Source organism: Dongia sp., assembly GCF_041905885.1.
In the GTDB taxonomy this organism is placed as follows: domain Bacteria; phylum Pseudomonadota; class Alphaproteobacteria; order Dongiales; family Dongiaceae; genus Dongia.
Map to the genome: position 1 here is coordinate 1 of NZ_JAYRKD010000041.1, position 11,952 is coordinate 11,952.

Consider the following 11,952-nt stretch of genomic DNA (forward strand, 5'->3'; position numbering starts at 1 on the left):
CATCCTCGAGCTCTGTGGCGGCGAGGCGAGCGAAGTCACCGCCGCCGGCGCGATGCCCAAGGGCACGCGGACGATCAACTACCGCCCGGCCCGCGTTGAAACTTTGGGCGGCTGCGTGATCGGCACCGAGAAGCAGCGGCAGTTCCTGCAGGCACTTGGCTTCTCGGTCATTTCGGCCAGCACCGCCTGGCAGGTGACGACGCCGACCTGGCGCGCCGATGTCGAAGGCGAAGCGGATCTCGTCGAAGAGGTGTTGAGGGTCAACGGCTTCGACAACATCGCGGCGGTCTCCATGCCGCGCGACAGCGCCTTGCCGAAGACGGCGGTGACGCCGGCGCAGAAGCGGGTACAGCTGGCGAAGCGGATCCTGGCGACGCGCGGCCTCGAGGAAGCGGTCACCTTCAGTTTCATGCCGGGCACGGTCGCGGCGCTCTTCGCCGGCGACAATGCGCTGATCCCGCTCGCCAACCCGATCAGCGCCGATCTCGACGTGATGCGGCCTTCGATCCTCGGCAACCTGCTGCAGGCCGCCGGCCGCAACGCGGCGCGCGGCATCGCCGACTTCGCGGTCTACGAAGTCGGCCCGTCTTACGCCAACGACACGCCGAAGGGCCAACTCACCGTCGCGACCGGCATCCGGGTCGGCGCGTATACGGAGCGGCATTGGAGCGGCAAGCCGCGCGATGTCGATGCCTTCGACGCCAAGGGCGATGCGGTGGCTCTGCTGGAGTCGCTTGGCGCGCCGGTCGAGAACCTGCAGGCGACGTCCGATGCGCCGGGATATTTCCATCCGGGGCGCTCGGCCTCGCTGCGTCTCGGGCCCAATGTGCTTGCGGTGTTCGGCGAGATCCACCCGAAGGTGATGAAGGCGCTGGATCTCAAAGGCCCGGCGGTCGGCTTCGAGATCTTCCTCGACCGCGTGCCGATGCCGCGTTCCCATGGGAAGGCGGGGGGCACGGCGCGGCCGCTGCTCGACGCTTCTTCCTTCCAGCCGCTGGCGCGCGATTTCGCCTTCGTGGTGGGAAGCGATGTCTCGGCCGAGAAGCTGATCAAAGCGGCGAAACAGGCCGACAAGGCACTGATCACCGCGGTCTCGATCTTCGACGTGTTCGAAGGCGGGTCCTTGGGCGAGGGCAAGAAGTCGGTCGCCCTCTCGGTCACCCTGCAGCCCAGGGAGAAGACCCTGACCGACGCCGAGATCGAAGCCGTCTCGGCCAAGGTGGTCGCCGCGGTCAACAAGGCCACCGGCGGCGAACTCCGGAAGTAAAAAGAAAGACGGCCGGCAACACGGGTTGCCGGCCGTTTCCCAAGTCGAGGGCTCTTAAAGGGCCGCGGTCTTGCGACGGCGTCGGGCGGCGAATCCAAGGGCGCCGAGGGCGCTGGCGAAGAGCGGCAGCGCCGCCGGGATCGGCGTCGTGGCCACGGCGGCGGTCTGGAAGCTCAATGAGCGGACTCCGGTGTTCCAGTCGTCGCCCATCTGGAAATAGAGCGCCGTGGTGTTCACGGCGAGCGTGACCAGCCCGCCCGTGGTTCCGGAGATGGCGAAGGTATCGTCGCTCAGCAGCAGATTCCAGCCCGCATCGTAGAGCCTGAAGGCAGTTGTTTTGTCGATGTTCGGGAAGCCACCGAGATCGAAGCTGATGGAGGTGAAGCCGAGGCCGGCTCCGGCCAGCAGCGAGACCTCCAGCTTGTTCCCGTTGCTGACCGCGAAGATCGCGTTGTCGCCGCTGTAGTTGGTATCGGCCCAGTATTCGGCATGGTCGGCGGTCTGCGCCGCAAACTGCCCCCAGTTGTTGCCGCCGCCGAGGGTGCGATGGCCGATATCGGCTTCCGCCGAGTCGCCGTAGCCCTGGGAGACGTCTTCATAGTTTACGGTGCCGGCGCCGGTGAAATCGATGGTCGCGGCCTGTGCCGGGATGGCGAGCGTCACAGCTGCCAGCAAGAGCAGGCTCGCAAGGGCCGCCAGCATGTTGACTTTCATGATTCCTGATCTCCCTGTCGGTCCGCACACCGCCGTGTGCATCTGTTGCTTTGAGCGAATCTTTGAGGAGGCTAGAGGCGCGAGGCTGGATCGCGAAGACGGCAACTGATGGTCGCGCCGGGGCAATTCGTGACATCGGCTGCGTTGCGAGCGGGATTAACCGTGTTCGCTCGACAGAGCCCCGCAGGCAGATGTTAGTCTTGGCAAGCGGTGGATCGGGACAGGTCGGGACATGAGGGCGGAGCATCTCACGGCAAGCGATGCCGAGGGTGATCGTGAGGGGTCCGGCCGGCGGCTGAACGGTTGGAAGGAGATCGGCGCGTTCTTCCAGAAGAACGAGCGCACGGTGAAGCGCTGGGAGCAGCGCGGCCTGCCGGTGCACCGCCTGCCCGGCGGCGCGAATACCGCGGTATTCGCCTTCACCGGCGAGCTGGAGGCCTGGCTGAAAGGCGGCCGCGGCACGGCGCCGGCCCATGAATCTCCGCTTGAGGAGCTGCAGCCGTCGGGGGCGCCGGCCGAACCGAAAATGCCGCAACCGCCGCGGGCCTGGTATCGCCGTCCGGCTGCGGCCGCGGCGGCGCTCGCGATGGTCGTGGCCTTGGCGCTGGCGGTGGGTTTCGGCGCGCTCGGCCCGATCGGCGACAACGGGCGCGAAGCGACGGCGGCGAGGCATCAGCCTTCGGCCGAGGCGGCGCAGCTCTATCTTTCCGGCATCTATCACTGGAACACGCGCACCGCCGAGGGCCTGAAGCAGTCGCGCGACGAGTTCAGCCGCGCGATTGCCCTCGATCCGGCCTATGCCGCGGCCCATGCCGGGCTCGGCAATGCCTATAACCTGCTGGCGCAATACGGCGTCATGAAACCCGGCGAGGCCTATCCGCAGGCCAGGGCCGCGGCGGAGAAGGCGATCGCGCTCGATCCCGGGCTCGCCGACGGCTACAGCGCGCTGGCCTTCGCGCTGTTCTACGGCTTCAAGGATCTCCGCCGGTCGGAGACGCTGTTCCAGCAGGCCCTGGCGCTCGATCCAAAGTCGGGCCGGACCTTCCATTGGTATGCGCTGGTGATGATGCATACCGGCAAGTTCGACGAGCCGCTGCGCGCCATCACCCGGGCGCAGGAGCTCGATCCCCAGTCGCATGCGGTGCGCGCCAATCGCGGCCTGATCCTGTTCTATGCCGGCCGCACGGATGAGGCGATCGCGGTGCTGAACGACCTGACGCAGAGCGCGCCGGGCTTTCTGGCGCCGCATTACTATCTTGCGACCATCTATCTCGACCAGCAGCGTTACGACGACTATCTGCGCGAATCATTGAAGGCCGCCGAGGTCGAAGGCAATGCCGCGCTCAAGGCCGAGATCGAAGCCGGCGCCGCAGGCTATCGCGCCGGCGGTGCAAAGGGCCTGTTCGCCGCGATGCTGGCGGTGCAGAAGAGCGAGCTGGCGGCCGGACGCGAGACCGCCTTCAACGTCGCGCGGACCGCGGCCCTGCTCGGCGACCGCGACGCCGCGCTCGCCTCACTGGAGCAGTCGTTCGCCGGCGGCGAGCCCGATCTGCTGGGTATCCGGATCGATCGCTCCTTCCGGTCGCTGCGCGAAGATGCGCGTTTCCAGAAGCTCGCCGATACCGTGCTGGACCTGCGCTAGGATCCGGATGCAGCAGAAGCAGAAACGGCGTCCCGCCCATCGGGACGCCGTTCTGGCAGGACCAGCCGTCTCAGGCCGCGGCGGCGGCCATGGATTTCCGACGCCAACCCATGAAGCCGAACAGCCCCAGTGCCGTCGCAAGGAGCGGCAGGGCTGCCGGGATCGGCGTGGCGGCAACGGCGGTCGCCGCGATGGTGCCGCTGATCGCGTTCAGCGCATGGCCACTGTTGATGTTGCCCGGAAGCAGGCCGAACAGGCGCAGATAGTAGGTGCCTGCGGCGAGGCTGAGCGTGTTCAACGCACCGCCGTTGGTGCTGCCGAGCGCCAGCAGGCCTGCTGTGTTGGTCAGGCTGAGCGGCGCCGGATTGGCGTCGGTCAGCGCGCTGCCCGCCGGCACCTGGCCGGAGATCGGCGAGTTGTTGAACAAGGCCGCGTAAGCATTGAAGGCATAGGGGCCGTTGGCGGTCGCCGTGGTGGTGACGGTCACGTCGCTGGCATCGGTCAGCGTGAAGGAGAAGGCGTAGTCGTAGTAGGTCTTGCCGTTGCCGAAGCTGGCGACATTGACGCCCGTGGCACCGGCGCCGAAGCTCAGATCGGGATCCGCCGCGGCAATCGAGCCGAGCCCATTGATCGTGTTGGTCCCGGTCACCGTGGTGGCCCCGGCCGGTGCGGCCAGTGCGAGCATCACCGCGCCGACCCATGCGCTCAGAAGAATTGTCAGTTTCATAACCGCTCCGTCTTCCCCAATGCGTGTTCGCGACGGACCGTGGTCTGCCGCGTCGCCACGAATACGAGTCGACGTCTCGGTTATTCCTTTGGTTAACTACGATTCGGGGTCCAGCGGGACGGGCCGTTGCTCGGCCGCAAATATCTGGTGGGCAATGTGAAATCCGCTACGGGCGAATGATGGTCTTCAGCCGGTCGCTGCCACCGGAAATCAGGCGCTGATAGGCCTCCGGCACGGATTGAAGGTCGATCGGATCCTCGACCAGAAGCGAGAGCGGGGCTTCGAGTGCCTGGAGCAGCGCCACCGCCTCAGGCAGCTCGTCGCGGAAGGCGGAGCAACCCTTCAATTCCAGCTCGCGCTCGACCACGGCGATGGCGTTGATCGAGGCGGCGGCGCTCGGGATGCCGACCAAGGCGATCCGCGCCGCCGGTCCGGCGAGCGCGATCAGCTTGCCGAGGACCGCCGGGACCCCGGTCGCTTCGATCGCGCAGTCGAAGGGTTGGCCGATCCAGACCGCATCGAGCTCGACGGGGACAGCGCCGGTCACGGCCTCGACCAGCGCGCGCCGCGCCTGGTTGCGCTCGGCGAACAGCACCGGGCCGAAGCCGAGATGCTTCAGCAGCAGGCAGGCCAGTCCGCCCACCGGCCCGGCGCCCGCCACCAGCACCGGCTTGCCGGGCTCCGGCGCGGCGCGCTTGATCGCGTGCAGGGCGACGGCCAAGGGCTCGCTCAGCGCCGCCACCTGCGGCGGCACCGCGGCGTCGACCTTCAGGAGCCCGCGCGCCGGCAGCACGACCTCTTCCGCAAAGCCGCCGTCGCAGACCTCGCCGACATAGCCGAGCTTGAGGCAGAGGTTGGGGCGGCCGGCCTGGCATTGGACACAGGCGCCACAGGAGGCGCGGGAATCCGCTATGACGCGGTCGCCAGGCGCAAAGTCCGAGACGCCGGCGCCGACCGAAATCACTTCCGCCGTGAACTCATGGCCCGGCGTGACCGGAAGCTGCGCGATCCACTGGCCGGTCTTGAAATTGTGGAGATCGGAGCCGCAGATGCCGGCCGCCAGCACCCTGAGATGCACCGCACCTTCGCCGGGCGCTGCAGGCGGCGCGATGTCCTCAACGGTGAGCTTGCCGATGCCGTGGAAGCGGACTGCGCGCATGACCGACCTTTTCCTCGCGAGGGAGGAATCGATCATGCCACCTTTCTCTGCCGCGCGGGAATGGTCATGGCGGCGACGCCGGCGATGACGCAGAGCAAGCCGCCGAGGGCGCTGGGTGCGAGGCTTTCGCCCAGGAAGACCACGCCGATGGCGACGCCGATCGGCACCCGCAGATAGGCCTGCGACGTGGTGCCGATCGAGCCCAGGGTATGGAGCAGCCGGAAATAGATGGTGAAGGCGAGCGCGGTCGAAAACACCGAGAGGCCGAGCAAGGCCAGGATCGAATCCCTGGAAGGCGAAAGCGTCCAGGGCTGCTCGAAGACCAGGCTGGCCGGGATCAGGATCGCCGCACCGCAGAGCATGGACCCCGCGGCGGGCAACAGCGGATCGAGGCCTTTGAACCGCTTGCCGAAGATCGCCGCACCCGCATAGCTGATGGTGGCGGCGACGATCGCGAGCTGCGCCACCAGTTCATGGCCGAGCCCACCCAGTGCTTGCACGCCGATAATCAGCCCGATGCCGGTGATGCCGGCGACGACGCCGAACAGTTTCCGCAAAGTCAGCGGCTCGTGCCGGGTGATCAACGCGGTCAGGAGAAACACGAAGATCGGCGAGGTCGAATTGAGGATGGTGGCGAGCCCGGCATCGACAGTCTTCTCGGCCCAGGCGATCATGGTGAAGGGCACCACGCTGTTGAGGCAAGCCTGGAACAGGAACTTCCGCCAGCTGGCGCCGTCGCGCGGCAGCTTGAGGCCGCGCAGCCGCATCACACCGAGCAGCAGCAAGCCGGCGATCAGGGTGCGCGCGGCGATGAAGGTGATCGGCGGGATGGTTTCGACGCCGATGCGGATGAAGCTGTAGGAGGCACCCCAGAGCGTCGCCAGGGCGAGGAGCAGCGCAAGTTCGAAGGCGAGATTCGGTCTGGCGGTCATGGCGGCGCGATTCCCCTGTTCCCGCCTTGCTAACGTCAATCGGGGGATGCGGTCACCAGGAAACGGTTCGGCTGCCGCCGAAGCGTGACAGGAGCCTCACAACGCATTGAACCGCAAGGATTTTCGCCGGTTGCGCGGAACCGTTCCAGCCCCTATCTTGCGCCGCACTCAGGAACCCGACAAAGCCGACATGACCGACCTCGCGCATATCCGCAACTTCTCCATCATCGCCCATATCGACCACGGCAAGTCCACGCTCGCAGACCGGCTGATCCAGGCCTGCGGCGGGCTGACCAACCGCGAGATGAAGGAGCAGGTGCTCGACAACATGGAGATCGAGCGCGAGCGCGGGATCACCATCAAGGCGCAGACCGTGCGCCTCAGCTACAAGGCCAAGAACGGCGAGACCTATCAGCTCAATCTGATGGACACGCCGGGCCATGTGGACTTCGCCTATGAAGTCTCGCGCTGCCTCGCCGCCTGCGAAGGCTCGCTGCTGGTGGTCGATGCCTCGCAGGGCGTCGAGGCGCAGACCCTCGCCAATGTCTACCAGGCGATCGAGAACCACCACGAGATCGTGCCGGTTCTCAACAAGATCGACCTGCCCGCCGCCGAGCCGGATCGCGTGAAAACGCAGATCGAGGACGTGATCGGCATCGATGCCTCGGAGGCGGTCGAGATCTCGGCCAAGACCGGCATCAACATCGAGGGCGTGCTGGAAGCGATCGTCCACCGCCTGCCCGCCCCCAAGGGCGATGCCAGCGCGCCGCTGAAGGCGCTGCTGATCGACAGCTGGTACGACGTCTATCTCGGCGTCGTCATCCTGGTCCGCGTCATCGACGGCGTGATGAAGGCGAAGCAGAAGATCACCATGATGTCGAACGGTTCGGTCTACGAGATCGAGCGGGTCGGCGTGTTCACGCCGAAGAACGAGACCCTGCCCGAGCTCACCCCCGGCGAGGTCGGCTTCTTCACCGCCAGCATCAAGGCCGTGGCCGACGTCGCGGTCGGCGACACCATCACCGAAGAGAAGCGGCCCACGGCGCAGGCGGTGACCGGCTTCAAGCCCAGCGTGCCGGTGGTGTTCTGCGGCCTGTTTCCCGTCGATGCCAACGATTTCGAAACGCTCCGCGAGGCGATGGGCAAGCTGCATCTCAATGACGCCAGCTTCCATTTCGAGATGGAGACCAGCGCGGCGCTCGGCTTCGGCTTCCGCTGCGGCTTCCTCGGCCTGCTGCATCTGGAGATCATCCAGGAGCGGCTGGAGCGCGAGTTCAACCTCGACCTCATCACCACGGCGCCGAGCGTCGTCTACAAGATCCACAAGACCGACGGCACGATGATCGAGCTGCACAACCCGGCCGACTTCCCGGACGTGGTGCATATCGACCATATGGAAGAGCCCTGGATCAAGGCGACCATCCTGGTGCCGGACGAATACCTGGGCTCGATCCTGAAGCTCTGCGAGGGTCGGCGCGGCGTGCAGATCGACCTCACCTATGCCGGCTCCCGCGCCATGCTCACCTATCGCCTGCCGCTGAATGAAGTGGTGTTCGACTTCTACGACCGCTTGAAGTCGGTCTCCCGCGGCTATGCCAGCTTCGACTATCACCTCGACGGCTACGAGGAAGGCGACCTGGTGAAGCTCAACATCATGGTCAACGGCGATCCCGTGGATGCGCTCTCCTGCATCGTCCACAAGAGCCAGGCCGAAGCGCGCGGCCGCACCTTGTGCGAGAAGCTGAAGGACCTGATCCCCCGGCAGTTGTTCAAGATCGCGATCCAGGCGGCGATCGGCGGCAAGGTGATCGCCCGCGAGACGGTGAGCGCCTTGCGCAAGGACGTGACCGCGAAATGCTACGGCGGCGACATCAGCCGCAAGCGCAAGCTCCTCGACAAGCAGAAAGAGGGCAAGAAGAAGATGCGCCAATACGGGAATGTCGAAATCCCGCAAAGCGCCTTCATCGCCGCCCTCAAGATGCACGAATAGCGGCGTTTTCCGCCTCCCGGACCACCACCGGGCGATATCGCTTGCAGCGGCGGCGCAAGCGTGGTGGTTGTAGGCCTTAACCACGAAAGGGCCGCCGATGGGAAAGACGCCGAACTATCGTTTCGACCGCATGCAGCGGGACAAGGCCAAGGCGGAGAAGAAGGCCGAGAAGGCCGCCGCCAAGGAAGCGAAGAAGGCCGAGCAGAAATCTGCCGAGTCCTCGGAACCTTCATCCGACGAAGGCTGAGACCGCATGGCCGCCGAACCCCGTTCCGCGCGCCTCGCGGTGCTGATCGACGCCGACAACACCTCGCCGCGGATCGCGGCCGGGCTGTTCGAGGAAGTCGCCAAGATGGGCGAGGCCAGCGTGCGCCGGATCTACGGCGACTTCTCCAGCAGCCGGCTCAAATCCTGGGCCGACCTCTTGAACAAGTTCGCGATCGTGCCGCAGCAGAACTTCGCCTACACCACCGGGAAGAATGCGTCCGACATCGCGCTGGTGATCGACGCCATGGACCTCTTGTACAGCGGCCGGTTCGACGCCTTCTGCCTGGTCTCCTCGGACAGCGATTTCACGCGGCTGGCCGCGCGGATCCGCGAGCAGGGCGTCGATGTCTACGGCTTCGGCGCCAAGAAGACGCCGGAGAGCTTCCGCCAGGCCTGCCGCCGCTTCATCTACACCGAGAATTTGGCGCCGGAGGCGCCGGGGAACTTGGCGCCGGCCGCACCCGCGGCGGATCGCAGCGCGCCGGAAGCGGCGAAGTCGCTGGAGCCCGCCGCCGCCGCGGTGCCGCTGCTCAGCCGGGTGATCGCGCAGCTCTCGGACGACGACGGCTGGGTCAACCTGCGCGGCGTCGGCAACCGGCTGGCCAACCTCGCGCCGGATTTCGACCCGCGCACTTACGGCGCAGCCAAGCTCGGCGATCTCGTGACCAAGACCAAGGCCTTCGAGATCAAGCGCCATGCCGGCGGCGACATGCTGATCCGCCCCAAGGCGAAGGCCGCCGCCCCGGCAAGCACGCCGGCACCGGCACCGGAAGTGTCGGGCGGCGATGCCGATGGCGTCGCGCGGACCACGGCGCGCAAGGCCGCGCCGCGCCGGCGGCGCAGCTAGCCGGCTTGGATTCCGTCCGCTACCAGGGCGAGACGATCGCGCTGCAACCCTACGGCAACGGCGCGACCGGCGTCACCGCGTTTGCGGTGCGCGATGATTTCATCATCGTCCGCTTCAAGAACAGCGCGCGCGACACCTATGTCTACGACCGAGAGAAGCCCGGGCCGGAGCAGCTCGAGCGGATGAAGTGGATCCTGCGCAAAGGCTCCGGCCTCACCACCTATATCAACCGCCATGTCCGCGACTACGCGGAGCGGCTCGGTTAGCGGCCTCGCAGCCGGGACCAGGTTGCGGGGTCCCATAGGCCGAGGGGGTATTGGGTATAGGACGATTCTGTCAGGGTCCGGTCGGGGTTGCGCGATCTGTGCGGGCCCGGTGGGGGTAGGCGATTCTGTGGGGGTCCCGTGGGGGCTCGCGGAACTCACGCGCGCTGCGCGAGAGCGGAAGCGATACTCACGATGTCAAACAGCACCATCGCATCAACCGCGACGGCCGCCGGACGAGCCGCCTGAAGCGGGTGCCGCGGAACCTTTACGGCCCCCGGCGGCGAAAGGCCCGCCAACTTCATGCGATTGCAGCACTATCTCCGGCGGGCGCGGCCGGTCCTATCCGGCTGGCGTAAAGGCCCTGTAAAGGTTCCGCACCAATCTGGAGGCAAAAACCGCGCGGCATTCACCGGCGCAAGCGACCGTGTTTCGATCCGCCGTTGCGAAAGCGATTATAGTGCATTTTGCGCGCTCTCACAAACATCGGTGCGAGAAAGCGAGCCGATCGGGTGCGCGCCGAATTCGCTGCGCGCGTCATCCCTGACGTCAGACCGAGGCGGGTGAATGCAGCGGCCGGTCAGGCTCGGCGTTGCTGAGCGGCCGGGTCCGGAGCTTCTGCGCGAGGTCGATCGAGAAACGCGTGTGCATCACCGCCTCGATCTTCATACGGGCGGGCCAAGGTCCGCGATTATCGTTGACGCGGGTCCTTGGCGCTGCGGTCTGGTGCGCGCATACTCGTTAGAGGCAGCCTGAACCAGGCGGGCCGACCGCAACCAAGAGCACCGGTTGAACCGCCCGTTTTGGAGGGGATCTCGATGTCCGGCGTCACGGTCTTCCCTGCCGGCACGCGCCGGTTCGAAACCTATCTCGCGCCATCGGCGACCAGCGGCGGCGCCCGCATTGCACGACTGGTCGACGGTGACTTGAGCCAGAGCATGGGCGGCGGCGTGGTCGTCTATGAGCGGCTGACCGTCGCGTGGGATCTGCCCTTCGATGAAATGATTGTCGTGCTGGAAGGCGCGATGCGGATCCATTCGGGCGGCGCGGTTCATGACTGCGGGCCCGGCGATGTCGCCTGGTTCCCGGCGCATACGGCCCTGCGCTATGAGGTGCCGGAGCGCGTGGTGGTGTTCTACGCGACCTATCCCATCGCCCCGCGTGCGGCGGCGCAGGCGTAGCCCGTGGCCTGGCCGCAATCCGCGACAATGGAGACTGAATAGCCCCTATAACATTGGGATAACGCACTATTTTCGCATTGACGTTAACTGCAAGACACGCCGCGCGATTGCATCTTTTGCCTGTTTCGTGCAAACGCGCACCCGGCGATTGCACGAAAAGGCCGTTTCGTGAAACCGCAGGCTTGGGGGCGCCCTCGTCGATGCCGCCCCTCTCAGCCGGCTGATCGACACTTTCTTCGAACACCCGATCAGCTTCGTGCCGACGATCGCGCGACAGCTCGGCGTTTCCTACAACGCCGCCAAGAACAACCTACAGCGGCTGGCGGAGGAAGGGATCGTGAAGGAAGACCGGTTCAAGGGGCGGAGATTCTGGATCGCGCAGGATGTGTTGGATGTTACGACGGATGATGAGGGGGAGGCGTAGCGGCGCACAGATCCAAACAAGTCAAGTTCAGTATCGTGTACTCGGAAATCTGTGTCCCGATTGTGCTCAGCTAACCAACGACCGAAATAGTCCAAGGACCATCGTCTATACGATGAAGCGCAGTTAAAAGACCCGGCTCAACCCTTCGATACGCGTCAACATTCGAAACAAGGATGCAGAGCGGCCCCTCGTTAAAAGAGTGATTGGCGATTACAGGAGCGAGAGTGCTGGGAAGGTCAAGGCTATCAATTGAAGTCACAGACGTTGGAAAGTTCGAAACTCCAATATGCCTGTATCGAATCTTGAGACCATGCATGCTTCTTAGCAGAAGCTCAGGAGCAATAGCGGTAAAGTGAAAGTGAGGTGCGTCGCGAAGATCAATGATTTCGCTCGGACGAGCCTCGGTAAGAGATCTCAGGAAAGTTGCCCCGTGCAATCCTTCCGCAACAACAACTATTAGAAGTCGCTCGCGATTAAAATCGAACTCGAATTGTCGGCGCGCGAATTTTTTATTCGCTGAATCATCAGCGAGCTCATTT

12 protein-coding genes are annotated in these 11,952 nt (G+C 65.5%); 8 read left to right on the forward strand and 4 right to left on the reverse strand.

Annotation, left to right across the window (positions count from 1 at the left end; all coding sequences use genetic code 11):
- A partial coding sequence (locus tag ACH2CY_RS26465) for a phenylalanine--tRNA ligase subunit beta (RefSeq protein WP_395022932.1) occupies nt 1-1,267 on the forward strand: 1,267 nt, incomplete at its 5' end.
- Between the two features lie 54 nt (nt 1,268-1,321).
- Here ACH2CY_RS26465 and ACH2CY_RS26470 read toward each other — a convergent pair.
- Entirely contained in the window at nt 1,322-1,981 is a 660-nt protein-coding gene (locus tag ACH2CY_RS26470; protein WP_395022934.1) for a hypothetical protein, read from the reverse strand.
- A gap of 232 nt (nt 1,982-2,213) precedes the next feature.
- Between ACH2CY_RS26470 and ACH2CY_RS26475 the strand changes: the two genes are divergently transcribed.
- Nucleotides 2,214-3,623 carry a tetratricopeptide repeat protein gene (locus ACH2CY_RS26475; protein ID WP_395022935.1) on the forward strand — a complete coding sequence of 470 codons (1,410 nt, stop codon included), beginning with the start codon at nt 2,214-2,216 and terminating at the stop codon, nt 3,621-3,623.
- 70 nt (nt 3,624-3,693) lie between these two features.
- Here the strand turns inward: ACH2CY_RS26475 and ACH2CY_RS26480 are convergent, their stop codons facing one another.
- The 3 genes from ACH2CY_RS26480 to ACH2CY_RS26490 form a co-directional block, all read right to left on the reverse strand.
- Complete coding sequence (locus ACH2CY_RS26480) at nt 3,694-4,350, reverse strand: hypothetical protein (protein WP_395022936.1); 657 nt, start codon at nt 4,348-4,350, stop codon at nt 3,694-3,696.
- Between the two features lie 166 nt (nt 4,351-4,516).
- Complete coding sequence (locus ACH2CY_RS26485; protein WP_395022937.1) at nt 4,517-5,509, reverse strand: zinc-binding dehydrogenase; 993 nt, start codon at nt 5,507-5,509, stop codon at nt 4,517-4,519.
- A gap of 32 nt (nt 5,510-5,541) precedes the next feature.
- Nucleotides 5,542-6,441: a DMT family transporter gene (locus ACH2CY_RS26490; RefSeq protein WP_395022938.1), complete on the reverse strand. Its 900-nt coding sequence runs from the start codon at nt 6,439-6,441 to the stop codon at nt 5,542-5,544.
- Nucleotides 6,442-6,631: 190 nt separating this feature from the next.
- On the opposite strand from ACH2CY_RS26490, the gene lepA reads away from it, so the two are divergent.
- The 6 genes from lepA (at nt 6,632) to ACH2CY_RS26520 (ending at nt 11,413) form a co-directional block, all read left to right on the forward strand.
- Nucleotides 6,632-8,431, forward strand: coding sequence for a translation elongation factor 4 (gene lepA / locus ACH2CY_RS26495; RefSeq protein WP_395022939.1), 1,800 nt, complete (start codon nt 6,632-6,634; stop codon nt 8,429-8,431).
- Between the two features lie 97 nt (nt 8,432-8,528).
- Nucleotides 8,529-8,678, forward strand: coding sequence for a hypothetical protein (locus tag ACH2CY_RS26500; protein WP_395022940.1), 150 nt, complete (start codon nt 8,529-8,531; stop codon nt 8,676-8,678).
- 6 nt (nt 8,679-8,684) lie between these two features.
- On the forward strand, nt 8,685-9,545 hold the full coding sequence (locus tag ACH2CY_RS26505) for an NYN domain-containing protein (protein ID WP_395022942.1): 861 nt from the start codon (nt 8,685-8,687) through the stop codon (nt 9,543-9,545).
- Nucleotides 9,546-9,550: 5 nt separating this feature from the next.
- A complete protein-coding gene (locus tag ACH2CY_RS26510) occupies nt 9,551-9,811 on the forward strand; it encodes a hypothetical protein (RefSeq protein WP_395022943.1) in 261 nt (86 codons plus the stop codon).
- 815 nt (nt 9,812-10,626) lie between these two features.
- Complete coding sequence (locus ACH2CY_RS26515; protein ID WP_395022944.1) at nt 10,627-10,989, forward strand: cupin domain-containing protein; 363 nt, start codon at nt 10,627-10,629, stop codon at nt 10,987-10,989.
- Between the two features lie 256 nt (nt 10,990-11,245).
- Nucleotides 11,246-11,413 (forward strand): hypothetical protein, encoded by a 168-nt coding sequence (locus tag ACH2CY_RS26520; protein ID WP_395022945.1) that lies wholly within the window; start codon nt 11,246-11,248, stop codon nt 11,411-11,413.
- Nucleotides 11,414-11,952 lie beyond the last annotated feature (539 nt).